The 26,761-nt window shown below is 68.3% G+C and carries 16 protein-coding genes; 9 read left to right on the forward strand and 7 right to left on the reverse strand.

Going from position 1 to position 26,761, the window contains the following annotated elements:
* The first annotated feature begins 98 nt into the window (after window positions 1-98).
* Complete coding sequence (locus DMB86_RS09410; protein WP_113717535.1) at window positions 99-1,355, forward strand: DUF4192 domain-containing protein; 1,257 nt, start codon at window positions 99-101, stop codon at window positions 1,353-1,355.
* A gap of 258 nt (window positions 1,356-1,613) precedes the next feature.
* A complete protein-coding gene (locus DMB86_RS09415; RefSeq protein ID WP_418202314.1) occupies window positions 1,614-2,870 on the forward strand; it encodes an RNA polymerase sigma factor in 1,257 nt (418 codons plus the stop codon).
* Window positions 2,871-2,944: 74 nt separating this feature from the next.
* Here DMB86_RS09415 and DMB86_RS21455 read toward each other — a convergent pair whose 3' ends face one another.
* From DMB86_RS21455 to DMB86_RS09425, 3 genes are all read right to left on the reverse strand, one after another.
* Window positions 2,945-5,806, reverse strand: a complete 2,862-nt coding sequence (locus tag DMB86_RS21455; RefSeq protein WP_171814437.1) for a helix-turn-helix transcriptional regulator — start codon at window positions 5,804-5,806, stop codon at window positions 2,945-2,947.
* A gap of 41 nt (window positions 5,807-5,847) precedes the next feature.
* Window positions 5,848-6,063, reverse strand: a complete 216-nt coding sequence (locus DMB86_RS20590; protein ID WP_171814438.1) for a hypothetical protein — start codon at window positions 6,061-6,063, stop codon at window positions 5,848-5,850.
* Window positions 6,064-6,521: 458 nt separating this feature from the next.
* Complete coding sequence (locus DMB86_RS09425; RefSeq protein ID WP_113717537.1) at window positions 6,522-6,746, reverse strand: DUF7455 domain-containing protein; 225 nt, start codon at window positions 6,744-6,746, stop codon at window positions 6,522-6,524.
* A 224-nt stretch (window positions 6,747-6,970) separates the two neighbouring features.
* On the opposite strand from DMB86_RS09425, the gene DMB86_RS09430 reads away from it, so the two are divergent.
* Window positions 6,971-9,073 carry a DNA gyrase/topoisomerase IV subunit B gene (locus DMB86_RS09430; protein ID WP_113717538.1) on the forward strand — a complete coding sequence of 701 codons (2,103 nt, stop codon included), beginning with the start codon at window positions 6,971-6,973 and terminating at the stop codon, window positions 9,071-9,073.
* Window positions 9,074-9,217: 144 nt separating this feature from the next.
* Here DMB86_RS09430 and DMB86_RS09435 read toward each other — a convergent pair whose 3' ends face one another.
* The gene (locus tag DMB86_RS09435; protein WP_113717539.1) at window positions 9,218-10,168 is read right to left on the reverse strand and encodes a M56 family metallopeptidase; all 951 of its coding nucleotides are present in this window, start codon (window positions 10,166-10,168) and stop codon (window positions 9,218-9,220) included.
* A gap of 39 nt (window positions 10,169-10,207) precedes the next feature.
* The gene (locus DMB86_RS09440) at window positions 10,208-10,576 is read right to left on the reverse strand and encodes a BlaI/MecI/CopY family transcriptional regulator (protein WP_113717540.1); all 369 of its coding nucleotides are present in this window, start codon (window positions 10,574-10,576) and stop codon (window positions 10,208-10,210) included.
* A 151-nt stretch (window positions 10,577-10,727) separates the two neighbouring features.
* Here DMB86_RS09440 and DMB86_RS09445 point away from each other — a divergent pair, with 151 nt between their 5' ends.
* From DMB86_RS09445 to DMB86_RS21420, 5 genes are all read left to right on the forward strand, one after another.
* Complete coding sequence (locus DMB86_RS09445) at window positions 10,728-12,323, forward strand: cytochrome ubiquinol oxidase subunit I (protein WP_113717541.1); 1,596 nt, start codon at window positions 10,728-10,730, stop codon at window positions 12,321-12,323.
* A gap of 57 nt (window positions 12,324-12,380) precedes the next feature.
* Entirely contained in the window at window positions 12,381-13,478 is a 1,098-nt protein-coding gene (gene cydB, locus DMB86_RS09450; RefSeq protein WP_113719452.1) for a cytochrome d ubiquinol oxidase subunit II, read from the forward strand.
* Between the two features lies 1 nt (window position 13,479).
* A complete protein-coding gene (gene cydC / locus DMB86_RS09455) occupies window positions 13,480-16,893 on the forward strand; it encodes a thiol reductant ABC exporter subunit CydC (RefSeq protein WP_171814439.1) in 3,414 nt (1,137 codons plus the stop codon).
* Window positions 16,894-16,902: 9 nt separating this feature from the next.
* A complete protein-coding gene (locus tag DMB86_RS09460) occupies window positions 16,903-17,907 on the forward strand; it encodes a GNAT family N-acetyltransferase (protein WP_113717543.1) in 1,005 nt (334 codons plus the stop codon).
* A gap of 160 nt (window positions 17,908-18,067) precedes the next feature.
* Window positions 18,068-20,464 (forward strand): DUF222 domain-containing protein, encoded by a 2,397-nt coding sequence (locus DMB86_RS21420; RefSeq protein ID WP_129545508.1) that lies wholly within the window; start codon window positions 18,068-18,070, stop codon window positions 20,462-20,464.
* A 156-nt stretch (window positions 20,465-20,620) separates the two neighbouring features.
* Here DMB86_RS21420 and DMB86_RS09470 read toward each other — a convergent pair whose 3' ends face one another.
* Entirely contained in the window at window positions 20,621-21,139 is a 519-nt protein-coding gene (locus tag DMB86_RS09470) for a DinB family protein (protein ID WP_113717545.1), read from the reverse strand.
* A 156-nt stretch (window positions 21,140-21,295) separates the two neighbouring features.
* Window positions 21,296-23,950: a DNA gyrase/topoisomerase IV subunit A gene (locus DMB86_RS09475; protein ID WP_113717546.1), complete on the reverse strand. Its 2,655-nt coding sequence runs from the start codon at window positions 23,948-23,950 to the stop codon at window positions 21,296-21,298.
* Window positions 23,951-24,033: 83 nt separating this feature from the next.
* On the opposite strand from DMB86_RS09475, the gene DMB86_RS09480 reads away from it, so the two are divergent.
* Window positions 24,034-26,709, forward strand: coding sequence for a bifunctional acetate--CoA ligase family protein/GNAT family N-acetyltransferase (locus DMB86_RS09480; RefSeq protein WP_113717547.1), 2,676 nt, complete (start codon window positions 24,034-24,036; stop codon window positions 26,707-26,709).
* Window positions 26,710-26,761: the final 52 nt, after the last annotated feature.

Raw genomic sequence — 26,761 nt, forward strand, 5'->3', positions numbered from 1 at the left:
CGGTAAATAGGTGGCCACGGGCCACCCGTTATCCACAGATCAGGCGGCTTTCGCGGTTGCCCCTGTTCCCAGGCCCTTCCTTTGGCCAGCCTTGAGGCATGAGCAAACAAGAGAAGATCAAAGTCAGCGCCGGCGAGGACCTGCTCGCCTTCATCCCGCACATTGTCGGGTACTGGCCGGAAAACAGCGTGGTGTGCATCGGCATGCGGGGCAAGGCGTTGCGCGCCACCATGCGCCTGGACCTGCCGACAGACGGTTCCGGCGACCTGAACCACTTTGCCGATGTCGCCGCCTGCCAGCTTGGAAGCGACGAGCAGGCCGATGGCTCCCTCGTGGCCATCTTCGGCGGCCCGGACTGGACCGATCCGGACGATTTCCCCTGCCAGGACGTCTTCGATGCCCTGCTGGACGCGCTCACCCGGGAGGGTCTGCCGGTTCGCGATGCCTGGTACGTGGGCCGCGATCATTGGCGGTGCATCTACTGCGTCAACCCGGCCTGCTGCCCGTGGCCAGGGTACAGCAACAGCAAGATCACCGGCAGCTTTGTCAGCGCCGAACTGGTCTACCGGGGCAGCACGGTCGAAGAGAGCCCCAGGGAACGGGTTCCGTCGATGACGGCCGTGGAGGACCCGGAACGGGCGGCGAAGGTGGAGCGGACGGCTGAGCCTGTCCTGGGCATCCTCGGCGTGCACGGGACGGCGGAAAACCAACTCGTCGTGACTCTGGGCGCGTGGGAGCGCACCCTGGCGCACTGGCCGGAGCGGCCCGACGTCACCATGTGCGGATACCTCCTGGCCAGCCTGGGCAACACCGCCGTGCGCGACGCCGTCCTGGTTTCCTTCGCCACGACGCCTGAAACGTCGCTGGCTGGCGTGCTGGGCACCGGGTTCCTGCAGCCGGACCTGCCCGAGCCGGCCGTGCCGCGCAACTGGTATGGGGCCAGCAGCGCCGCGGGCCATGACATCGAGATCCTGGACGAGTCCGACGCCGGGATCGCAGCGGCCGCGGAGCTCTTCAGCGACGTCCTGCTGGGTGGCAGTGTCGGTGACCGGCGTCGGGCGCCGTCGCCCAACTGGGCGCGCATGGACGTGGCGGAGGAGCTTTTGTTGTACCTGGTGCGGTCAGTGGACGGAGAGGGCAAGGCGCCGCTGCTCTGCCTGCTGGGTTGGATTCAGTGGTGCCGGGGGAGGGGCACCTGGGCCGGTGCGTATTTCCTGGAATCCCAAAAATTCAGCCCGGGGTACAAGCTGGCGCAGCTGCTGGACCGGCTCCTGCAGGTAGGATTCGTTGCCGCCTGGGCAAAGGACCAGCAGACTGCCTGGCCCGGCTACCGGCGGCAGGTGGAGGCAGCCTGAACCGTGCCGGACCGGGGGGAAAACATGAGACAATGATTGCCTAGACCCGGTTGGGTCCGTGTTTTGCGCTGGATTTCGTGCTGGCGGTTCTTTCGAATAAACCTTGTGTGTGGCGGTGGGAACAATGCCGCCGTTCCGGGAGTTATACGTACTGACCCTCCAAGTATGAAGTGATGCGTAAAGGCAGCGCGGACTTGACAGGGTCATAGTGGTGTTGCCCGCAGGTAACTCCACAGACCGCCGCAAGAAAGGTTTTCTGTGTCTGCTACTTCCAAGAGCAAAGACTCCACAACAATCGAGCTGAATGCGCCGGCCGACGCGCCACTGACCCCGGCCCAGAAGCGCGCGACCACCCTTGCCGCGAAGAAGGCTGCCGCGGCTGCAGCCGGCTCGCCGGCCAAGGCTGCGCCGAAGGCGGCCGCAACCCGCCGCGGCAGGGCTTCCAAGAACGATGAGGAAGCTGCCGACGTTGCCGTAGAAGAGGAAGACCCCGAGGCAGGCTCCGAAAAGCCCGCATTGCCTGCCCCCACGGGATCCGGCTTTGTTTACTCCGATTCCGACGATGACGACGCCCCTGTCCAGCAGGTCATGTCCGCCGGGGCCACGGCGGACCCGGTCAAGGACTACTTGAAGCAGATCGGAAAGGTTGCGCTGCTCAACGCCGAGCAGGAAGTCGACCTGGCACTGCGCATCGAGGCCGGTCTGTTTGCCACCGAGAAGCTGAACTCGCCAGAGGCCGCCAAGATGGACGTCCAGCTCAAGCGCGACTTGCAGCGCATTGTGCACGACGGAAAGCGTGCCAAGAACCACCTGTTGGAAGCCAACCTCCGCCTCGTCGTGTCCCTGGCCAAGCGGTACACCGGACGCGGCATGCTCTTCCTTGACCTCATCCAGGAAGGCAACCTTGGCCTGATCCGTGCAGTCGAAAAGTTCGATTACACGAAGGGGTTCAAGTTCTCCACCTATGCCACCTGGTGGATCCGACAGGCCATCACCCGGGCCATGGCCGACCAGGCGCGCACCATCCGCATCCCGGTGCACATGGTGGAGGTCATCAACAAGCTGGCCCGCGTCCAACGCCAGATGCTCCAGGACCTGGGCCGCGAACCCACTCCGGAAGAGCTGGCCAAGGAATTGGACATGACGCCTGAGAAGGTCGTTGAGGTCCAGAAGTACGGCCGAGAGCCCATATCGCTGCACACGCCACTGGGTGAAGACGGCGACTCCGAGTTCGGCGACCTCATTGAGGACTCCGAGGCGGTGGTCCCCGCCGATGCCGTCTCCTTCACGCTGCTGCAGGAACAGCTGCACTCCGTGCTGGACACCCTTTCGGAACGCGAGGCGGGAGTGGTGGCCATGCGCTTTGGCCTGACGGACGGCCAGCCGAAGACTTTAGACGAAATCGGCAAGGTCTACGGGGTCACGCGCGAGCGCATCCGCCAGATAGAGTCCAAGACGATGTCCAAGCTGCGGCACCCGTCACGCTCCCAGGTCCTGCGCGACTACCTGGACTGATCGTGTCATGAGCTGACCCGCAGTAGATGTCGTAAATCCGCGAAAAGTGGACGTTTTTCGACATCTACTGCGGGTCAGTTCCGTTTGAGGGCACGGCTGGCGGCCTCGGTGCGGCTGGAGGCACCGAGTTTGCGCATGATCGCGGAGACATGGACGCTGACGGTCTTGCCGCTGATGAACAGACGCTCGCCGATTTCGCGGTTGCTCAGCCCGTCGGCCACCAGCGCAAGGACCTGGCGTTCCCGGCCTGTCAGTTCGTCGTCGTTGGGGCGCTGGCGGGGCCCGTCCAGCGCGAGCCCCGCCTGTGCGGCAAAGTCGCCGCCCAGCTTCGCAACCAGGTGGGCGCCCAAGGCGTTGCCGCCGTCGACGGCGGCGCGGAGCGTGGCCGCCGCCTCCGTCCGGTGACCGGCGGCAAGTTGGGCCTGGCCGGTGCGGAGGCCGATGTAGTGGCGGAGGTGGGCCGGCAGCGCCGCCGCGTGGACACCGGCACGGTTCCACTCGGCCGGGTCGTCGCCGGTGCCCTGCGTCCCTCCCAACTCAGCGTCATGGAGCGCCTGCCAGGCCCGGTGGGTGGGCCAGAATGAGTCCCTGGTGAGGACGGCACGCAGGCGCCGCTCGTCGTCGGCCGGACCCTGGACACGGGCCCGGCGGAGGGCGGCCAGCACCCTGGCCGCGACGGCCAGCAGGGGCAGATCGTAGCCCGGCAGCGGCCTGAACGCGGGGCTGAGGATGAAGGAGGCCTCCTGCCATGCATGGTCCAGTTCGCCTTGTGCCCAGGCCAGTTCCGCGCTGAGGATCGCCAGGTGGAGCCGTGACTGCATTTCCACGCGCGCCAGCTCCCGCAACAGGGGTTGCCAGCGCCGGAAGAGCGTATCCGCCCCCACAATGTCCCCACCCCACAGTGTTGACCAGATCTTTGACCGCATGAGGTAGGCATGGAAGGAACTCGGAGGGGAGAGCTGCAGGTTGCGTTCAAGCAGGGCGGCCGCGCGGCTCCAGTCACCCCGGGCAAACAAGGGTTCAACGGCGTTGGAGGAGAGCAGGGCGCCGGTGGTGCGCTCCACGCCGAGCTGGCGTGCGCGGGCAATGCCCGCCTCCGCGACCTCGATGGATTCGTTGTACAGGCCCAGCAGGTTCAAGGTGTCTGAATAGTTGACCCGGAAGCGCAGGAGCGCCTGGGCCTTGCCTTCGGCGAGGCCTTCGGCGGACTCCAGGTCCTCCCGGCCGCCGGCAACATCGCCGGCGTTGATGCGGGACACGCCGCGCAGGTTGGCGGCCACGGAGCGCTCCTCGTCGTTTCCGGCGGCGGTGGCCAGGTTGAGTGCTTCCGTCGCCACCGCGATTGCCTCGTCCAGCGTCCCGGCCAGCATGTACCGGGCCGCGAGCCAGTTCAGCAGCCTGGCGCGCAGGTTGTCATCTGTGTCGGGCGGGACCAGTTCGAGGGCCTGCAGGAGCAGTTCCTCGGATCCGGCCTTGGCGTTGAAGCCCAGGTACCGGGCCTGGTCGGCGAGCAGCCGTGCACGGGCGTGGCCCGTTGCTGCGGGCTCGCCTGCCGCGAGCCGGATGACGGCGAGGGAGCGTTCGCCGTCGCCGGCCAGGTTGTGGGCCTCGGCCGTGCGTCCCATGAGGCGGTATCGCGGCATTCCCGCGGCCTGTTCCGGCCTGTCGACGCTGTCCCAAAGCTCCAGGGCACGTTCTCCCATGCGGGCCGACGTCGTGTAGGCAAAGCTCCGCCAGGCCTCGCCCATGGCGGTCACGGAGGCTTTGAAGGTCTTGTCCGGAACATTGGCCGCGTCCCAGTGGTAGGCAACGGCGGCCGTGTCGCGGAGCGCCGGATCCCCGGATTCCAGGGCCTGCGCGTAGCGGGTGTGGAACCGTGTGCGTTCGCCGGGCAGCAGGTCGGCATGGATGGCCTCCCGCAGCAGGGCATGCCGGAAGGTGTAGCTGTCCCCGTCGATTCCGATCAGGTTGGCCTGTTGCGCCAGACGGGCAGAGGCCTCAAAGTCGTCCAGGGTTCGATCGAACGCGCTCTCCGCCAGCAGGTGCGGCACGCACGTCCCGCCGGCGGCAATGACACGCAGGAAGTACTGGACGGGCTCGTCCATGCGCTCGTACCGGGCCAGCAGCAGGTCCCGCAGTGAAGACGGCAGTTCCGTGGCGGTGGCACAGCCGTCAACCCCCACCAGCTCCTCGACGAAGAACGGGATGCCATCGCTGCGGGACAGCACATTTTCCACGAGCTCGTAGCTGGCGGGCGCTCCCGTGATCGCTTCAACCTGCTGGCGCACCTGGTCGCGGTCGAGCCGGCCGAGCTGGATGTTCTTGGCGTACCGGCCCCGTTCCACCTCGGCCAGAAACGCGCGCAGCGGGTGGCCGCGGTGCACGTCGTCGCTGCGGTACGTCATGACCAGCATGAACTGGCCACCGTCGAAGGCGCGCAGGATAAATCCCAGCACGGCCAGGGAGGATTCGTCCGCCCAATGCAGGTCCTCAACCACGACGACGGTTGGCAGGCTCTCCGCAGCCCGTTCCAGGACAGTGCTGACCGCCTCCAGCACGAGGTTGGCCGTGGGGAGGGCCGGTTCCGCCGTGCCGGCTTCGGGAAGCAGGAGTGCCAGTGCGTCCCGGCCGGGGCCGGCCAGGTCCAGGAGTTCCGCGAGCCCGATTTCACTTGCGAGGGAGCGCAGCACCGCGGCGATGGGCGCGTAGGGAGCGGCCAGCGGCCCCAGGTCCACGCACTGGCCGGAGAGGACCCGGGCCGAAGCGGCGGTGCCGTGGAGAAACTCGCGCAACAGCCGGGTCTTGCCGAGGCCGGCCTCGCCGGCCACGACGACGGCCTGGGGCTTGCTCTGGAGCGCGAGCCCATAGGATTCCGCGAGCGCGCGCAGTTCTTCCTCGCGCCCGATCATGGTCCTGCTGGCCTGCGACGACTGCATGTATTCATCCTGCCACGCCGCGCGGCCGGGCAGCAGGGCCGTCATGCGTTGGAGTGGATCGCGGCACCCGGGGCGCCGGCGAGGCTGCCGCGGATGCGCGTCCGCAGCCGACGCCACAGCCGCTGCGTCACGGTCGGATTCCGCCGGAACCGTGGATCTGACCCGTCCGCGCCGCGCAGTAGCCTGCGGCGTTCCAGTGCCAGCGCCAGCTCGCGCTCGTTTTGCTGACGCGTCATGAGTGCCATGAAGTCGTTCATTGCCGTCCCCTTGCCTGAGAAGTTCCTTGTTTGATGACTCCATCCTTCGCCGTTGGGGATCCCACAGCATCGGGCAGATGCCTTATTTACGGGCCGATCCAGGGAGGCATGTGCGGCTAAGGCGCCTTAGCCGGCAACGCTGGCCCTGCTCCAAGCGGCGGGAGGGAATCAGGGACAAAAACGGCCCTGGTAGCAGCGGGAACCCGCGGTGGCGTACTGACCAGACGGCTGAACGCCATTGGCCGCCCGGGGCAGCCGTCAGCGCCCTGACGGAGGCTTTTCAAGACAACGTGCAGGTCTTTCTCTTTTCGGCCTGGAGCGGTTGCCCCCGGCCGAGGTTCCGGACGAGCAGCGGGTGGGGGCCGGCGTCGTGCGGTCCAGTGTCGCATCCAGGCACATGGTGCGGGCACAAAAATGAGGGCCCCGAAATCATCGGGACCCTCATGAAGCGATCAAGGCTAGTCGACGGAAACGGGGGCCTTTTCGTTTAGGCGGGACGTTTCGTCGTGCCATTCCGAAGCAAGCGGCTTCAGTGAAACCTCCACGGAGCGGGCGTGGTGTCCGCAAAAAAGCAGTTCGCCTCCGGAGGATTCCAGGACAACCCGTACATAGGCTTGTGCACCACAACGGTCGCAGCGGTCCAGCGTGCTCAGCTCGCGGCTGGCAATGGCGGTGGTAGTCATCATGGCCTCCTTCTCTAGTTCCTGTACTTCATACAACCATCAATTCCGTGCCGGCCGTGCCTGCCACGGCGCACTTTCGCTAACCGCGTAGCCCGCGGACCTGCGGCATGCCTGTCCGCGGCGGCGCCCGCCAGGCGTTAACCTTGAGTGGGCGCGCCTTCTTTGCAGCGCGGGCCCGCACCGCACCAGTCACAGTCACAAGGAGCCAGCCAGCCGTGGCACGAATGAATTCCGATTACAGCGCCCGCCACCTCTCCGTGCTGGAGGGGCTGGAGGCCGTTCGGAAGCGCCCCGGCATGTACATCGGCTCCACGGACTCCCGCGGCCTCATGCACTGCCTGTGGGAGATCATTGACAACTCCGTGGACGAGGCCTTGGCAGGCTACGGACAGGACATCAAGGTGATCCTGCATAAGGACAACTCGGTGGAAGTGCACGACGACGGCCGCGGCATCCCCGTGGACGTCGAACCAAAGACCGGGCTCACCGGGTTGGAGGTGGTGCTGACCAAGCTCCACGCCGGCGGCAAGTTCGGCGGCACGTCCTACGCCGCGTCCGGCGGGCTGCACGGGGTCGGCGCAAGCGTGGTCAACGCCCTGTCCGCCCGCATGGACGCCCAGGTGGACCGCGGCGGCAAGACGTACCAGATGAGCTTCCGGCGCGGCGAGCCGGGCCACTTCAAGGACTCGGGCAAGTCCGCCGGACCCGACGTGGAGTTCACCCCGTTCACCGAAAAGTCCAGCCTGGACGTGGTGGGCACCACCAAACGCGGTGTCACCGGCACCCGGATCCGCTACTGGGCCGACCGGCAGATCTTCACCCCCGACGCGAAGTTTTCCTACGAGGAGCTGGTCTCCCGCGCCCGCCAGACCTCCTTCCTGGTCCCAGGGTTGAAGATCACCGTCCGTGACGAACGCCGCGTTCCCGGCTCGCCCGGCGAGTTCGCCTCCCACGAGGAAGTGTTCCACCACGACGGCGGCATCTCCGAGTTTGTCGACTTCCTTTCCGTGGGCGGTTCAGTCACCGACATCTGGCGCCTGCAGGGCCATGGCACCTTCACCGAAACCGTCCCCGTCCTCAACGCCTCCGGGCACCTGGAAAGCACCGCCGTCGAGCGGGACTGCGAGGTGGACATTGCCCTTCGCTGGGGCGTCGGCTACGACACCACCATGCGCAGCTTCGTGAACATCATCGCGACGCCCAAGGGCGGGCGGCACCAGGAGGGCTTTGAGCAGGCCCTGCTGAAGACGTTCCGGAAAGTAGTGGAGGCCAACGCCCGCAAGCTCAAAGCGGGCAACGACAAGATTGAAAAGGACGACGTCATGGCGGGCATGACCGCCGTGCTCACCGTCCGTCTGGCCGAGCCCCAGTTTGAGGGCCAGACGAAGGAGATCCTGGGCACTCCCGCCGTCAAGGCCATTGTGGCCAAGGTGGTGGAAAGGGAACTCAAGGCCAAGCTCGAATCCACGGCGCGCGGTGAGAAGATCCAGGCCGCCACCCTGCTGGAAAAAGTGGTCTCGGAGATGAAGTCGCGCATCTCGGCCCGCGTGCACAAGGAGACCCAGCGGCGCAAGAACGCGCTGGAAACCTCCTCACTGCCTACCAAGCTGGCCGACTGCCGCAGCAACGACGTCAAAAAGAGCGAGCTGTTCATCGTGGAGGGCGACAGCGCCCTGGGCACGGCGAAGCTGGCCAGGTCCTCGGACTTCCAGGCGCTGCTGCCGATCCGCGGCAAGATCCTCAACGTCCAAAAGGCATCGGTCGGGGACATGCTGGCCAACGCCGAATGCGCCGCTCTCATCCAGGTGGTGGGTGCCGGCTCCGGCCGCAGCTTCGACCTGGAGGCGGCACGCTACGGCAAGGTCATCCTGATGACGGACGCCGACGTTGACGGCGCCCACATCCGCACCCTGCTGCTGACCCTGTTCTTCCGTTACATGCGTCCCATGATCGACGCCGGCAACGTGTACGCGGCCGTCCCGCCGCTGCACCGGGTCGAGATCGTTCACGCCGGCTCCAAGGCCAACGAGATGGTCTACACGTATTCGGAAAAGGAGCTCCACGGGCTGCTGGCGAAGCTGGAAAAGTCCGGCAAAGCCTACAAGAAACCGATCCAGCGCTACAAGGGTCTGGGCGAGATGGACGCCGAGCAGCTGGCCGAGACCACCATGGACCCGCGCCACCGCATGCTGCGCCGGGTCACCAGCGCCGACGCCGACCGTGCCGAACATACCTTTGAGCTGCTCATGGGCGCCGAGGTGGCCCCGCGCAAGGAATTCATTGTGGCCGGCAGCGAACATCTGGACGCGGACCGCATCGACGCGTAACACCCACCGACGCTCCTGCAGGTCCGGGGCTTGATTTCACGACGCTCCTGCAGGTCCGGGGCTTGATTTCACGACGCTCCTGCACCTGGTGAGCGAGCGTCGGGGAAACGTGCTCCGCAACTCAGCGAGCGTCGGAGGGGGCGGTCAGGAGAACAGGCCGGGCACCAGCAGCAGCGCAGTGGGCACAGCCAGCAGCAGCAGCGCCGCGGCCACCACCGCCGCCTGCAGGCCAGGGCCCAGCGGGGGAGCCGGGGTGAGGAGCCTGCCGAGCCGGGCCGACGTCGTCTCCGGGGTGTCAATGTGGTGCCCCGCCGCGTCCACCAGGGACGCGGCCGGCAGCCTTGCCGGGCCGCTCGCGACCAGGGCGATGGCCGTGACCAGGGTGGACTTGCCGACCGAACGCAGGGCGACGTCGTCGGCCATGATTTCAATGAGCGACGAGACGGCGCGCTGGGCCAGCCGGGACGTGGGCAGCCACGGCAGCGCCGAGCGCCAGGCCGCAAAGGCCCACAACAGCAGGTGGTGGCGCTGGGCCAGGTGCGTCTGCTCGTGCAGGAGCACGGCGCGCAGTTCCTCGGGGGAGAGCAGCGTCATCAGTCCGTCGGAAAGGACCGTCACCGAGCGGGAGCCGCCCGGCAGGCAATAGGCGACGGGTGCCTCATGGTTGATGACGAGGGTGTCGGGGCGGTCGCCGGCAGGGGAGCTGAGCAGGTTGAGCAGGTCCCGGTGGCGGCGCCGCTGGCGGTTGATGCGGAAATACGTCAGCCACAGCGTGAACACGAGGTGGACGGAAAGCAGGGCCGCAGCGCTGAGCGCGAAGGCGTGAAGCAGGCCCAGGTTGTCCAGGGACTCACGGCCGGTGACGATGCGCAGCAGCCCGTGCAGCCCGGCCGCGAGGTTGTCCCCCAGCGGCACGATGCCGTAGCAGAGCATCGCGCCGATCATGGAGAGCCCGCCGGCCAGGGCGATGGACTGCCAGAGCACCATGGCCGGAAAGGGGGCCCTGGCGGGCCACTGGGCGCGCGACAACAGCACGGGCACCGGCCATGCAAGTGTGACGGCCAGGCCCGCGAGGAACCACGAGCTCCAGAACATGTCTTAACGCTACCGTCTGCGCAGTGGCGACCGGGACTGCTAGTCGCGCCCCAGCAGCTTGCGCAGGGTCGCCGCTTCGCCCTCGCTGACCGTGCCGATGAAGCGCGCCAGCACGGCCTCGCGGTCCGGCGCGGAGCCCAGCACTTCAAGCATGAGTTCGGCCGTGTGGTCGGCGCGGCTCGTCACGGCGCGGTAGCGGTGCGGGCGGATGGAGCGCTCACGCTCCACCAGTCCTTTTTTCTCCAGCCGCGACAGCACCGTCAAGACGGTGGTGACGGCCAGTGGCCGCGCGTCTGCCCCCGACGACCGCTGTGAAAGCAGGTCGCGGAGGGCGTTGGCCGTAATGGCCTCGGGATGTTCCCACAAAAGATCCATCACGGCCCGTTCCAGGTCCCCAAGTGTAGCCATGCCCGATCCTTCATTTATATGGTGCCAAGTTGTTCAAACTCTAATGTACAGGTTTTGACAGCAATGTTCTACACAGGGTAGAACTTAAATTTCTACGAGTTGTAGAATTTGAGGAATCGGCACTTCACGGATCGTGGATTGAGGGAAGTTGATGGAAGCTCTGGACATTGCCCGGTGGCAGTTCGGGATTGTCACCGTGTACCACTTTTTGATGGTGCCCCTGACCATTGGCCTGGGCCTGCTGGTGGCTGTCCTGCAATCCGCATGGCACCGCACCGGCAGGGAAGAATACCTCCGCGCCACCAAATTCTGGGGCAAGCTGTTCCTGATCAACTTCATCATGGGCGTGGCCACCGGCATTGTCCAGGAGTTCCAGTTCGGCATGGCCTGGAGCCAGTACAGCCGCTTTGTGGGCGACGTCTTCGGCGCCCCGCTGGCGATGGAATCGCTCCTGGCCTTCTTTGTTGAGTCCACCTTCCTGGGCCTGTGGATCTTCGGCTGGAAAAAGCTGCCGGCCAGGATCCACCTGGCCTGCCTGTGGATTGCGGTGTGCGGCTCCGTCGTCTCCGCCTACTTCATCCTGGTGGCCAACTCCTGGATGCAGCACCCGGTGGGTGTGAAAATGATCGACGGCTACCCGCACATGGTCGACGCCTGGGCCGTCTTCACGAACAACACCGCACTGGTGGCGTTCTTCCACACCATCACCGGGGCACTGGCCGTGGCCGGCGCGTTCCTGCTCGGCATCTCCTGGTACCACCTGTGGCGCCGCCGCCGTGACGGCATCGACACCGTCGACGCCCGGGGCCGCGTCATCGTGGGTGAGTCCGCCACCATCCCCGGCCGCGACAAAAGAGACCACTCCGTCTGGATCAAGTCGCTGCGGATCGGCGCCGTGGTGGCCATGATCGCGTTTGCCGGATCCGCCGTGTCCGGAGACATGTCCGGCAAGCTGATGTTCCAGCAGCAGCCCATGAAGATGGCCGCAGCCGAGGCAGCGTGCCACGACGGCACCAGCTTCTCCATCCTTTCCATCGGCGACCTCAGCAGCCGCGACTGTTCCAAGGTGGTCGCCGTCATGGAAATCCCTGGCCTGCTCTCCTTCCTGGCACACAACGACTTCACCACGGACATCAAGGGCGTCAACACCCTGGTGCCGGAGTACCAGGCGAAGTACGGCACCACCGTCCCGGACAACCCGATCTACGGCGACCGGGCCGGCCAGCCCATCAACTACGTGCCCGTCATGCCTGTCACCTACTGGGGCTTCCGCATGATGATCGGCTTCGGCGGGCTCGCCGCGCTGGCCTCGGCCGTGGCGCTCTTTGCCACGCGGAAGGGCACCGTGCCGCGGCCACGGTGGATCATGCGCCTGGCCCTGGTGGGCATCCTTGCCCCCTTTGGGGCCAACGCCGCCGGCTGGATCTTCACCGAAATGGGCCGGCAGCCCTTTGTGGTGGCGCCCAACCCGTCCATGTCCGGCGTCGACCAGGTGTTCATGTTCACAGCGGCGGCCGTCTCGCCCGGCGTCTCGGCGGGGGAGATGATCTTCTCCCTGGCGGCGCTGGGCACCGTCTACGCCGTGCTGTTGGTGGTTGAGGTGTTCCTGCTGACCAAGTACATCCGCGGCGGCGTGCCCTCGGCCATGCCGGAACTGGGGCACGGCCGGGCAGATGGAACGGACGACGCCGGCAGCGGCCCGGGCGGGAAGGCGGACGGCGACGATGTGCTGGCCTTTGCGTACTGACCCCTTTGCCCGGAGACCGTTGCCCGGAACCGCCCGCCTGGATCTAAGGACTGAATGATGGATTTCCTTCCCACCCTGTGGTTTTTTCTCATTGCCGTGCTGTGGACCGGATACCTCTTCCTGGAGGGATTCGACCTGGGCGTCGGCATGCTCATGAAAGTCTTTGCCCGCGACGAAAAGGAACGCCGGCTGCTGTTGAACACCGTGGGGCCGGTCTGGGACGGCAATGAGGTCTGGCTGATCACCGCCGGGGGTGCCACCTTTGCCGCCTTCCCGTTCTGGTACGCCTCGCTGTTTTCCAGCCTGTACGTCCCGCTGGTGTTCGTGCTGCTGGCCCTGATCTTCCGTGCGGTGGCCTTTGAGTACCGCGGCAAGGTGCACCATGACACCTGGCGACGCGTGTGGGACTGGGCCATCGGGATCGGCTCCTTCACAGCCGCGTTCGGGATCGGCGCCATGCTGGCCCTGACCACCACCGGCCTGCCGCTGGACGCCAACGGCGACCGCGTGGGCGGACCTTTCGCCTGGTTCACCTGGTACGCCGTCCTGGGCGGGGTGGCGCTGGTGGCCTTCTGCCTCCTCCAGGCAGCCGCCTTCCTGGCCCTGAAGACCGACGGCGCGGTACGCCTGCGTGCCCGCCGCCTCGTGGGGCGCTGGCTGCCCCTGGGCCTGCTGCCGCTGGCGGTGTGGGCCGTCGCCGTGGCCCTGGCCAACGGCAAGTGGTTCAGCTGGGTGCTCCTGGTCCTTGCCGTGGCAGCTGCGTTGCTGGCGTGGACCGCCAACCGCAGGGACCTGGAAGGCCGCAGCTTCCTGTTCCTGGGGGCGTTCCTGCTGCTGGGCAGCGCCACCATCTTCAGCGGCGTGTTCCCGGTGGTGCTGCCCTCCACGCTCGACTCCGCGTGGAACCTCACGGTGGCCAATGCCTCGTCGTCGCCCTACACCCTGGGGCTGATGTCCGTCGTGGCGGCCGTGGGCGTCCCCTTGGTCCTGGCGTACCAGGCCTGGACCTACTGGATCTTCCGCAAGCGCATCAGCACCGCACACCTGCCCGAACCGCACGATTTTGCGCCCGCCGTCGGACATGGGGACGCCGTCGGACATGGGGACGCCGTCGTGTCCGGCAATGCGGCTTCTGCCGCGGCGGGGAAGGACTAGCGTGGCCCGCCCCGCGCTGCCCCCAGGCCGTCACACGCGCACCGCGCTCGCCGGACTGGCCGGGCTCGCCGCGCTGAAGGCCGTGGCCCTTGTGCTGCTCATGTCCGCACTGGCACATGCCTTGGCCGCGTGGGCGGGCGGCACGCAGCCCCCGCTTGGGCGGCTTGCCCTGGAGGGCTCCACGGGCGCCGTGCTGATGGCGGCGGCGGCGTGGGGCCAGCAGGTCCTGGCCCGCCGGGCCGCACTTGGCACCAAGGAGGAGCTGCGCGCCCGCCTCATGGCCCACCGGTTGGGCGGAGGCGCGCCAGGTGCCGGAACCGGTGCCGTGGCCGGGACGGGAGCCGAGGGGATGCTCGCCAGCCGGGGACTTGACGGGCTGGACACCTACTTCACGGCCTACCTGCCCGCGCTTGTCTCCTGCGCCGTGCTGCCGGCCGCCGTCGGGCTGCAAATCCTGCTCGCCGACTGGGTCAGCGCGCTGGTCGTGGCCCTGACGCTGCCGCTGGTTCCCGTCTTCATGATCCTGATCGGCTTCCATACGCAGGAGCGGGTGGAACGGGCCGCCCGCGGCCTGGACCGCCTGTCCAACCACCTGCTGGAGCTGGCCCGCGGGCTTCCCGTGCTGGTGGGTTTGCGCCGTGCCGGGGCCCAGCGCCAGGCGCTCGCCGAAGTCTCCGAGGAGTACCGAAAGTCCACCATGGGAACGCTGCGCACGGCGTTCCTTTCCTCCATGGCCCTGGAACTGGTCAGCACCATCTCCGTGGCCGTCGTGGCCGTGTTCATTGGCGTGCGGCTGGTGGCCGGTGACATGTCGCTCGAGGCTGGCCTGCTCGCCCTCATGCTGGCTCCCGAGTGCTTCCGCCCCCTGCGCGACGTCGGCGCCGCCCACCACGGCAGCGAAGACGGCGTGGAGGCGCTGCGCCGCGTCAATGAAATTCTCAAGTCCGGCAAGTCCGGCAAGTCCGCCGGTGCCGCTTTCCGCCCCGAAGATCCCGGTGGTGACCCTTCCGACGGGGGGAAGCACGACGCCGGGACGTTTGTCCTGCGCGCCGCCCACCTCTCGGTGTCCTATCCCGGGCGGTCGGAGCCGGCCCTGAGCGGCTTCACCGCCGAGGTCCCGCGCGGCGGAGTGCTGGTGTTGGACGGCCCCAGCGGCACGGGCAAGACCACCGCCCTCGCCGCGATGGCCGGGACCGTGGACGGGGCCGAAATCAACGGCCGCCTGGTCCGTCCTGCGGCGGGCACTTCGGTGTGGGTCTCCCAGCACCCCGTGTTCACGGAAAGCACCGTGGCCGCCGAAGTGGCTCTCTACGCAGGCGGGCCCTCCGCCGTCCCCGTTCCCGCAGCGGCAGTCTCCACGGCGCTGGCGCGCGTCAATGCGGCCCACCTGGCCCGACGTTCGCCGCTGGAGTGCAGCCCCGGCGAGCTCCGCCGCGTTGCCGTGGCCCGTGCGCTGGCCCGCATCGCTGCGGACCCCTCCGTCGGCCTGGCCCTTCTGGACGAGCCCACCGCCCATCTGGACCCGGAGTCGGCCCACGCGGTTCGGCAGGCGCTGGCCTCGCTGCACGGCACCGTGGCCCTGGTGGTGGCCACGCACGACCCCCTCCTGGCCGGCATTTTGCGCGCGGTCGGCGAAGACCCGCTTCGACCGGTGGTGGCCGGGAAGTCCCCGGCCACCGCCCTGGTCCCGGAAGCCGCCCTGGTCGACAGCCCCACCCCCGACACCGCCCTGCCCGCGTTCCGCTGGCGGTGGCTGCGGCAGCTGCCGTGGCGATCGCCCCGATTAGCCGCCGGCGTCCTGGTCGCGGCGCTGGCCACGCTCAGCGCCGCTGCGTTGTCGGGAATTTCGGGCTGGCTGATCGTATGGGCCGCCGCGCAGCCGCCCATCATGTACCTCATGGTCCTGATCGTCGGCGTGCGCGCCTTTGGCGTGGGCCGCTCCTTGCTGCGCTACAGCGAACGTCTCCTCACCCATGACGCGGCGTTCCGGTGGGCCGCGCAGCTGCGCCTTAAGGTGTGGGACGCCCTGGGCGGGAACGTGCGGCACTGGGGACGGCTGACGCGTTCGGGCGGCTCGCTCGGGACCCTCGTGGCCGACGTCGACGAGCTCCGCGACGCCCTGCCGCGCGCCGTGGTGCCGATTCCCGCGGCCGTCTTGTCATTCCTTGCCGTGCTCGCCTCGGTCCTGTGGCTGGTGCCGGCGGCCGCGGCCCCCGTGGCCGTGCTGGGCGTGTTGGCGCTGGTGGTTCTCCCTCTGGTGGTTTTCGCGGTGCAGCGGAAAGCCTCGGCGGCAGCCGCGCTGCACCGTTCCTGGCTGGCCGGCCGGGCCACCACACTGCTGGCCGCCGCCGGGCAGCTGCACGCCAACGGCGTGGGGGAGCCCGCGGCCCGCGAGTTCGCCGCGCGCGACATGTCCGTCTCGGCGCCGCTGCGCCGCCTGGCCTGGAGCAACGGACTGGGGCAGTCGGCGGTGGCACTGCTGACGTCGCTGGCCGCAGTGGCTGTCGCCACGGCCTCCATTGTCGCTGGCGCCGACCCACGTGCCGCGGCCGTGGCTGCACTGCTCATGCTCGCCCTGTCCGAACCCCTCGGGCAGTACCTGGACGCCGTTGAACAGCTCCCCGTGCTGGGCGCCATGATGGCCCGGACCATGCCCCTGCTGGACAGCGGAAACGTCACGGTCGTTGACGGTCCGGTCGTTGAGGGCACGGTGGTCGACGGCGGGTTCGGCGCGCCCGTCACTTCGCTGAAACTGAACGGCGTCACGGCCCGGTACCCGGATGCCGCAGCACCCGTGTTTGAGGGCTTCAGCGGCGGCACCAGACGGGGCAGGTGGTGGACCGTCAGCGGCCCTTCCGGCTCCGGCAAGTCGACACTGCTGGCCGTGCTGCTGGGCTTCCTGAAGCCCGAATTTGGAAGCTACACCCTCAACGGGGAACCGGCCGGCGCCGGGTCGCTGCGGCAGGTCGCCTGGTGCCCGCAGGAATCCTACCTTTTCAATTCCACGCTCCGTTCCAATGTGGCCCTGGCCCGTGCAGCTGCCGACGCCCCGACCGACGCGGAACTCGAAGACGCGCTCGAGACCGTGGGTCTGGGACCTTGGTACCGCGGCCTTCCGGATGGCCTGGGCACCCGCGTGGGGCCAGGCGGCCACCACCTCTCCGGAGGCCAGAGGACCCGCGTGTCGGTGGCCCGCACGCTCGTGGCGCGGGCCGGCGTCGTACTTCTCGACGAGCCAACGGCACACTTGGGGGCCGACGAGGCCGGGGAGCTTGTTGCGGACATTCGCGCAGCGCTCTCCGGGGCCGCGGTGGTCATGGTGACTCACGACAGCGTCCTTGCCGCGGGCGGAGACACCCACCTGGTGCTGGACGGGAATGCGGAATCCGTGGTGCTGGAGGGTGTCGGCGTTTAGGCTGGGGGAATGGAGAACGCCGATGCCGTGCCGGTGCCCGCCGCTGACGGCCTCAGATTCCGTCCGCTTGGCACCGAGGACCTCGACGAATGGCTGGCGGTGGTTGAGCGGATCGCTTCTGCAGAGAATGCCCCGTGGCATGATTCCCGGTCGGAATTGGCCGCGCACTTCTTGGACGATGCCAATCCCGCAGCACTGAACACGGTGGCGGGATTTGACGGTACCGGCGCTATGCGCGCATTCGCCCGGGTGGCGAAAAACCCGGCGGGCGCCAAGGCCGTGGTGTTTGGTGGCGTGGACCCGAAGTGGCAGCGTCGCGGCATCGGCTCGTCCCTGCTGACGTGGTTGGAAGCCCGGGTCCGGGCCAGGTTTGCCGAAGACGGGCAGGCGGGGCCTCTGGTGCGCACCCATACGCACGAGGGCAGCACCGCGCATGCCGCGCTGCTGCAAGCAGCCGGTTATGCCGTGGTCCGGTACTACTCGGAGATGCTGCGTCCGCTGGCCGGTGCTCCCGTGGTGCCCGCGCCGGCAGGCATCCGCATCGTGACGTTCACGCCCCAGCTGGCCGAGGCCGTGCGTCTGGCGCACAACGAAGCCTTTGCCGACCACTGGGGATCCGAACCGCGCAGTGTGCAGCAGTGGGGGATTCTCCTCTCGAACGACGATCTCCGGCCGGCGTGGTCGGCCGTGGCGTTGGACGCAGCAACTGGTGAAGTGGCTGGCTACCAGCTTTCCTTGTACGATCCCGAACGCTTTTCCAAGGAAGGCCGCGAGGAAGGCTACACAGAGCTGCTGGGCGTGCGGCGCGCATGGCGCGGGCGCGGGATTGCCCCAGCACTGCTGTCGGACGCAATGGCCCGCTACAAGTTGGCCGGCATGGATCATGCCTGCCTGGACGTTGACACCGAGAACCCCACGGGCGCGAAGGGCCTCTACGAAAAAATGGGATACCGGGCCCTACGGTGCACCCTCGCATGGGATAAGCATCTGGGGGATGGGGGTTCTGGCGGTTGACCTTGTGGAGGCTAGGATAAAACCCGCTGTCAGGGAGTGGCAGTCGCTTCGAGGCACGGTGATCGGGCCGTCGGCCTGCTGGGTTTTGGGTTTAAAAATGACTAGAATATATTTCCTAGACGTACTTATATTTCCCGATTGTGTGATCTAGACTTGGTTTATGGGCACGATGGATCGGCCCGGCAGCACGGGGGATTCCACCCCCGCCGGACCGCCTCTTTTGGATCAGACCCCCGGCCGCAGGCCGGAGGAGCACAAGCGTGCGCGTCCCGCGTCAGTCCTCGCCGGGCCAGCTTTTCCGGCAGCCGCCGTTGCCGGGGACGCGCCGTCCCGGGAGCCCGGCACCGTTTCGGAAGCTGCGGCGGCACAAGCCGCGCAGGCATCCGCCGCCACCGCGGGGACAAGTGCCGCCACGGCAGGCGTGATGGGCGACGCCGTTGGCGTGGTGCCGGAGGCGGCGTTGGCGGCGTTGATCGCCTCGGACCCTTACGCCGGGGAACTGTTCACGGCCACGAGCGGGGCCGCGTGCGCCCGCCAGCCCGCCGTCCCCGACGACCGGGCCGGCTGGCCCAGCGACGAGGACATTGACCGGCTGATCGCCTCCATGCCCGAGGACGGCTGGGCGGACCGGGCCGCTCCCGACGGAACCGGCGGGACCGCGGTGTTTCCCTTCCCGATGGCCGATGCGCCGTGGGCGGTCCCGGACCAGTGCGACCCGGCCGTGTCCCTGCTTCCGGGCCCGGCGGACCTGGGCCGGGTACGGATCCTCCAGGCGTCCGTCCCGGACCTGCCCGAGGCCCCGCGGCCGGCCAACCCGGCCCATGTGGCCTGGTCCCCGGTGGCCGGGGCGGACGCCCTGGCACACCTGGACCCGCACAGGCTCGGGGAGAACGACCTGCTGGACTACATCCACGCCGCCAACCGGCTCTGCGCCTTCGCCCGCGCCATGGAAAACGACGCCCTGGCCGTCTTCGCCACCCGCCGCCCGCCCCTGCCCAGCGAACAACCCGCCACCACCGCCCGCAAGCTCCAAGCAGGAACACTCCACGACACCGGGAAGCTCCAGGACACCGGGGAGCCCGGCCCGGGCGGACTTGGGCGGGACGGGGAGCTGGGGCGGGCAGGGGAGCCCGGCCCGGGCGGACTTGGGCCGGACGGGGAGCCCGGGCCGGGCGGACTTGGGCGGGACGGGGAGCTGGAGCGGGCAGGGGAGTTGGGGGAGGCCTGGCACCGGTCCCGGTACGCGGCCGCGGAGATCATGGCCGTGCACTGCGTGGGGATCGGCACCGCGCACCAGCTCCTCGATGACGCCGAAACCCTGGCGAACAACCTGCCCGCCACCACCGCCCTGTTCCGGGACGGGCTGCTGGACCCGGTACGGATCAAGGCCATCCTGGCCGGGCTGGAAAACGTCCCCGCCGACGTCCAGACACTGATCGAGCCGCTGTTCCTGCCCGGGGCCGCACGGACGAACCCGCGGGCCCTGACCCGCAAAATCCGTGCCCTGGCCCACAAACACCACCCCGAACCCCTCACCGAACGCCACCAACGCGCCCGGACCCAACGCCGGGTCTGGTTCACCGCACTGCCCGACGGCATGGCCCAACTCAGCGCCGTCCTGGACGCCGCCCCCGCCAAGTCCCTCTACGACACCCTCGACGCCTGGGCCCGCCACGCCCAACACGAAGGCACCCTGCCCGGCGGGGCGCCCAGCACCGCCACGACCCCCACCGGCCGTCCCTCCCGCTCCCTGGACAACTACCGCGCCGACACCCTCCTGGACCTCCTCCACCAAACCCTCCACCCCACCACCAACCGCGCCGGCCGCAGCAACAGCTGCGGCAGCACCCAAGGCGGCAGCACCCAAGGCGGCAGCGCCAACGGCGGCGGCGCCAACGGCGGCGGCAGCACCCAAGGCGGCAGGGCCAACGGCGGCGGGCCCGCGGGCAGCGCCGCCCGGGACGCGGCCGGCCCCCCGGTCCCGGTGCCGGTCGCAGTCCCAGAACCGGTGCCGGAGCCCCGGTTCACCTTCGGCATTCCGGCGAAGATCTCCGTCACCGTGCCGGCCCTGACACTGCTGGGCCACTCCGAAGAGCCCGGCTACCTGGACGGCTACGGCCCCATCCCGCCCGAACAGGCCCGCGAACTCGCCGCCGGATCCTACTGGTGGGAACGGCTCCTGACCGACCCCGCCACCACGGCCAGGCTCACCGTCGGCCGGCAACGCTACCACCCACCGGCAGACATCGCCGCCGAAGTACGCCGCCGGGACCCCGTATGCACCGGCATCGGCTGCGACCACCCCGCCGCGAGCTGCGAACTCGACCACACCATCCCCTACTGGATGAACCGCCACCACCCCGACGGCACCCCCCTGCCCAAAGGCGAAACCAGCGTCGAAAACCTCCGCCCCCGCGACACCTACTGCCACCAACTCAAAGACAACCCCGACACCGGCTGGACCGTCGAACCCCACAGCCCCCAACAAACCAAAACCACCACACCCACCGGCCGCACCTACCTCCACACCCAAACCAACGAACCCTGCCCCTACTAGAACCTCGTCTACGGGCAGGGCGTTGTCAGACCTGGACTTCCGGCCAACTACCACACGCCCAACGCAGCTTAGGTCTGTCCCGTAGCGGCAGGGAGACCGACAACGGCGAAGCTCGTCCATGTCAGGTGATGGAGTCCCGCCGCGCCACCGGTCGTGTTAGGCGTCGACATCGTGAAGATGGTGGATCAGGTCGTGCATGAAATAGCCCGAAAGTGTGAGGACCGAGAACGTCGCCCCGTTGTTTCGCAGCCCGCAGCGGGCCCACTGTTCCGGTGGAACGGCGCCAAAGGCAGCCGCGGCGTCCTCACCGTTCTGTACGAGGTCCGCCGCCAGGCTGTCCGGGTCCTGCGAGGCGTAGCCGCCGTCCAGCGCGGCCTGGTCCTGGTCCCAGTTGGGGAATGTGGGGTTCTCCTCCGACAGCATGAGCTCCAGGCGGCCGGTGAAGACGTCAAACACGTCGCGGACGTGCGCCGCGTACTCCAGAACCGACCAGGTCGAATCGTCCGGGCGGACGTCGACGCCGGCGCGCTTGAGGGCCTGCTGCCAGCGCGGCAGCAACGCCGGGATGGTGGTGGCTGCTGTGGCCGGGGTGACGCTCGCGGCATCAAAGCCGCACTCGGGGCACGGCTTGGACAGTACCCAGGTCCAGTCTTTTTCATCAGGAATGATCGGCATGGGGCCATTCTATGCCGGGCTTGGAGGCATGACGCCGTGGTTGCACCCATGCCCGCGGGGTTCCCCGGCATGGGCCCGTTGGAGCGAGGGACCCGTTTCGAGCTTTCGGGCAACGGGAGCGCGTGGGTACTAACGAGGGCCCGGGGGCGGCGGCGTTCACTCCACGGGCAGCTCGAAGGCCTCCTGGGTGGCCTCCGGAATTGGCGATGCGTCCGAGGACGGTGCCGGACTGGTGCTGGACCCGGCCTGTACTTCGGGTACAGCGGCAGCTTCGGCCGCTTCGGCAGCCGCACCAGTTCCGCCTGGCCCGTCGGAGATCCCGTTCAAACTCGGACCTACCACGTCAATAGCGGCGGACAAGGCCACACCAGAGCCGTCGCGATGGCCGTGCTCCACCGGCAGCGCGCGCACCACGCCTCCGGACGTGGAAGCCTTCGCGGGGCCGTGGCCGGCCCAGGAAACCGTCAGCCGGTCTTCGCCCTTGAGGAACCTGTGCGCCCGGACGCCGCCGGTGGCACGCCCCTTGGCCGGGTACTCGGACAGCGCAGTGACCTTGGCGCTGCCGGACGCCGTTCCCGGCAGGACATCCTGGCCGCCCGCCACCGTGACCACCACGGCGTCGTCATCGGTGGGGGAGGCCACAGTAAAGCTGAGCACGGCGTCCCCGGCCCCGACCTTGATGCCGGCCATGCCGCCGGCCGTGCGGCCCTGCGGCCGGACGTTGCCGGCACTGTAGCGAAGCAGTTGTGCGCCCTGCGTGATGAACACGAGGTCGTCGTCGTCGGTGGCCACGGCGGCACCCACCACGTAGTCCTTGGGTTTGAGCGAGATGTACTCCCATTCGTCCCGGTTCAGCGGGTACTCGGGAGTGATCCGCTTGACCACGCCCTGGGCGGTGCCCACGGCAAACGAGGAGTTGAGCGGGATAAAGCCGACCAGGGCCTCGCCCTTGGTGAGCGTGATGAATTCCTTGGCGGCCACCCCGCCGGCCAGGTTGGGAAGGGCATTGGTGGGCGGCAGCACCGGCATGTCGACCACTTGCAGGCGCAGCATCCTGCCCAACGACGTCAGCGCGCCGATTTCGGCACGGGCGGTGGTCTTCACTATGGAGGTGAAGACGTCGTGTTTGCCCCGCGCACCGGTGTCGGCCAGCGGCTCGGCGTTTGAGGTGCGCGCGATCTGTCCTGAGGCGCTGAGCAGCACCCAGCAGGGGTCGTCGGATATTTCCAGGGCCAGCGGGGCAATTTTGCCCTTGCCCGCGGGACCGGAGGCGGCCAGGGCCTTCGCGACCGACGGCGCCATGGCCTCCGATTCCAGCAGCACGGTGCGGCGCGGGGTGGCGTACTTGGCCGCCACTTCGCCGAGCTCGTCCGAGACCAGCTGGTGGAGCAGCTCCTTGGAGGCCAGGATCGCCTCGAGGGACTCAATCTCGCTGCGGAGTTCGTCGCGCTCGGCTTCCAGTTCCACCATGGAGAAGCGGGTCAGCCGGCGCAACTGCAGGTCCAGGATGTAGTTGGCCTGGATTTCGGAGAGGTCGTAGATGGCCATGAGGCGTTCGCGCGCCGCGGCGACCTCGTCCGAGGTGCGGATGACCTGGATGACCTCGTCGATGTCCACGATGGCCAACAGCATGCCTTCAACCAGGTGCAGCCGGTCCTTCTTCTTCCCCAGCCGGAAGGCGGTGCGGCGGCGCACCACGTCGATGCGGTGCGACACGAACACCTGCAGCAGCTCGACCAGGCCCAGAGTCTGCGGCTGCCCGTCCACCAGGCACACGTTGTTGATGCCGAAGGAGTCCTCCATGGGCGTGAAGCGGTACAGCTGGGCCATGACGGCGGCGGGGTTGAACCCGTTCTTGATCTCAATGACCAGCCGCAGCCCGTGCTTGCGGTCCGTCAGGTCCACGAGATCGGAGATGCCCACCAGCTTCTTGGCGTTGATGGCGTCCTTGATCTTTTCAATGACCTTTTCCGGGCCCACCAGGTACGGCAGCTCCGTGACGACGAGCCCCACGCGGCGCGGGGAGAGCTGTTCGACGGCGATCTTGGCCCGCGTCTTGAAGGAACCGCGGCCCGTGGCGTAGGCGTCGCGGATGCCAGCCAGCCCAATGATCCGGCCGCCCGAGGGCAAATCCGGGCCGGGCACGTACGCCATCAAGTCATCGAGCGTGGCAGCCGGGTTGGCGATCAGGTGCTGGGTGGCGGCAATCACCTCGCCAAGGTTGTGCGGGGCCATGTTGGTCGCCATGCCCACCGCGATCCCGCTGGCACCGTTGACGAGGAGGTTCGGGAAGGCGGCCGGCAGCACCGCCGGCTGCGTCATCTCGTTGTCGTAGCTGGGGACAAAGTCCACCACGTCCTCGCCCAGGTTGCCGGTCAGCTCCAGGGCCGGGGCCGCCATCCGGGCCTCCGTGTAGCGGGGGGCCGCGGGGCCGTCGTCGAGCGAGCCAAAGTTGCCGTGTCCATCAATGAGCGGCAGGCGCAGCGAGAAGTCCTGAGCCATGCGCACCAAGGTGTCATAAATGGCCGTGTCGCCGTGCGGGTGGAGCTTGCCCATGACCTCCCCCACCACGCGGGCGCTCTTGACGTGCCCCTTGTCCGGACGCAGGCCCATCTCGCTCATCATGTACAGGATGCGCCGCTGCACCGGCTTCAGCCCGTCGCGCGCGTCCGGTAACGCGCGCGAATAAATCACCGAATAGGCGTACTCCAGGAAGGAGCCTTCCATTTCACTGGACACATCAATTTCAACGATATTTTCGGTGAAGTTTCCGGTGAGCTCATCGGCTACGGGTGGTTGGCGCTTGGCCATGGCGGCGGGGGTTCCTATCAGTGTGGCGGGTGTTGCAGTCCGGCAGGGGCCCTTGCGGACAAACAAGTCGGTACAGTGATTCTATGGTGAAGCCAGGGCCCTCACGCGTTTATCCGGCACATTGGGAAGCCGATGTCGTGCTGCGCGACGGCGCCACCGGGCATCTGCGCCCCATGACCCAGGCCGACGCCGACGCCGTCCAGGCCTTCCACATGGCCCAGTCGCAGAACTCCATCTACCTGCGCTTTTTCACCTACAAGTCCCAGCTGACGCCGAAGGAACTGCGCCGCTTCACCGAACTTGACTACCGGGACCGGGTGGCGTTCGTCATCACCCACCACGGGCGCATCATCGGCATCGGCCGCTACGACCGCTTGGACAATCCTGCCGAGGCCGAGGTGGCGTTCAACGTCTCGGACTCCCAGCAGGGCCGCGGCCTGGGCTCGATTCTGCTTGAACACCTGGCCGCCGCGGCCCGGGAAAACGGCATTGACAAGTTCACCGCCGAAGTCCTGCCGGAAAACCGCAAGATGCTCCAAGTGTTCTCCGACGCCGGGTACGAGGTCCACCGGCACTTTGACGACGGCGTGGTGTCCCTGGCCTTCGACATCGACCCCACCGAAAAGTCCCGCGCCGTCATGGCAGCCCGGGAGCATCGTGCCGAGGCCCGCAGCGTCGCCGGCCTGGTGGCACCGGCTTCCGTTGCCGTCATTGGCGCGGGCCGCGCCTGGGGGAGCCTGGGCCGTCAGCTGCTGGAAAACGTCGTGGAGGGCGGCTTTTCGGGCCGGATCGACGCCGTCAACAAGGAGGCCCTGGAGGTTTCCGGCATGATTCCCTACGCCACCGTTGCCGAGGTGCCGGGACCTGTGGACCTGGCGCTGATTGCCGTCCCCTACGGACAGGTCGCCTCCGTCGTGGCCCAGTGCGGCGCCGCCGGCGTGAAGGGTGTGGTCATCGCCACCTCCGGCTTTGCCGACGACGGCGAGGACGGCCTCGCGCGCCAGCGGGCCCTGGTGCGCCAGGCCCGGGCCGACGGCATGCGGCTGGTGGGCCCGGCCTCGCTGGGCCTGGCCAACACGGATCCGGCCGTCCTGCTGAACGCGTCCCTGGCCCCCGGTCTGCCGCTGCGCGGCGGACTGGGGGTGTTCAGCCAGTCCGCCGCCCTGGGCGCGTCGCTGTACGCGTCCCTGAGCCGGCGTGCAGTGGGTGTCTCCACCGTGCTGTCGGCCGGCAACCGCGCCGACGTCTCCGGCAACGACCTCATGCAGTTTTGGGAGGACGATCCCAACACCACCGCCTGCGGGCTCTACCTGGAATCCATTGGCAACCCGCGGAAGTTCGCCCGGATCTCCCGGCGCCTGGCCCGGACCAAGCCGGTGATTGTGGCCAAGTCGGACACGATGGGTCTGCGCCTGCCCCCGGGCCACGCGGTCCGCACCACCCAGGCGCCGGCGGGGGCGCTGGACGCCATGTTGCGCCAGTCCGGCGTGATCCGCGTCAACACCATCGAGGAACTGGCCGACGTCGCGCAGATCGTCACCGGCCAGCCACTGCCACAGGGTCCCGGGCTCGCCATCTTCAGTAACTCCCTGGCCCTGGGCACGGTGGTGGCGGATTCAGCCGAGCAGCACGGCCTGAGCGTTGCCCACGTGTCGTCCTCCCTGGCCCTGGACACGGGCCAGTCCCGGGCGCTGCCCCTGCTGCGGCGGACAATCCTTGAGGCGCTGGCACTTCCCGGGGTCGACTCGGCCATCGTCACCCTGCTGCCGGCGCCCGGGCTCACGGTGGACACGATTGCCGCGACGCTCAAGGCCTGCTCCGAGGAGGCCGGCAAGCCCGTAGTGGCGGCCTTTACCGGGATCGTGGACACCCGCATCCTGGTTGACCGCCAACTGGCCGGCAGCCTGCCGAGCTACTCCAGCCCCGGCGCGGCCGTTGCGGCCCTGGCAGCCGTCACGCGCTACGCACAATGGCTGACCCGGGAGACACCCGCCTTCGATCCCCCCTCCGGGGTCGACACGGAAGCGGCGGAGGCCCTGCTGGACGAGTGGTTGGACGGCGTCTCCGGCGACGGGTTGCTGACGCTGGACGCGGAACGCACAGGCCGCCTGCTGGGCGCCTATGGCATCCGCGTGCTGGAGTCCGTCCCGTTCACCACCGACGACGACGCCGTCGCCGCCGCCGAGCGGCTCGGCTGGCCTGTTGCCATCAAGACCCTGGATACGGCGCTGCGGCACCGGCTGGACCTGGGCGGGGTGAGGATCAACATTGAAAACGCCGCGTCCCTGCGCCGCAACATCGCCCAAATGCGCAAGCTGCTCGAACCGTACGGTGCCGGAGGCCTTGAGGTGCAAAGCATGGCCGAGGTGGGCCAGTCCTGCACCCTGCGCGCCATAGAGGATCCGCTGCTGGGCCCCGTCGTCTCCTTTGGCCTCTCCGGGGACGCCGTCAACCTCCTGGACGACTGGGCCCACCGCGTGCCGCCGTTGTCCGCCGGAGACGCGGCGGAACTGGTCCGCTCCCCGCGCGCGGCGTTGAAGCTGTTCGGCTACGCAGGGCTGCCCGCCGGCAACGTCGCCGCGCTGGAGGACCTCGTGGCCAGGGTGGGACTGATGAAGGACGAGCACCCGGAAATCGCGTGGATGGAATTCAACCCCATCCTGGTGGGGCCCACCCGGGTGACCGTGCTCGCCGTCGAACTTCGCATTGGCAACCCCGCCCAGCGCACGGACAGCGCCCGGCGGGCCATGCGCTCCTAAGCGATCCGGCCGCCGGTTCGCTTTCCTCCGCGCCCAAGTGCGAAAATGGGGC

Origin of the sequence: Arthrobacter dokdonellae (assembly GCF_003268655.1) — a bacterium.
Taxonomy (GTDB): domain Bacteria; phylum Actinomycetota; class Actinomycetes; order Actinomycetales; family Micrococcaceae; genus Specibacter; species Specibacter dokdonellae.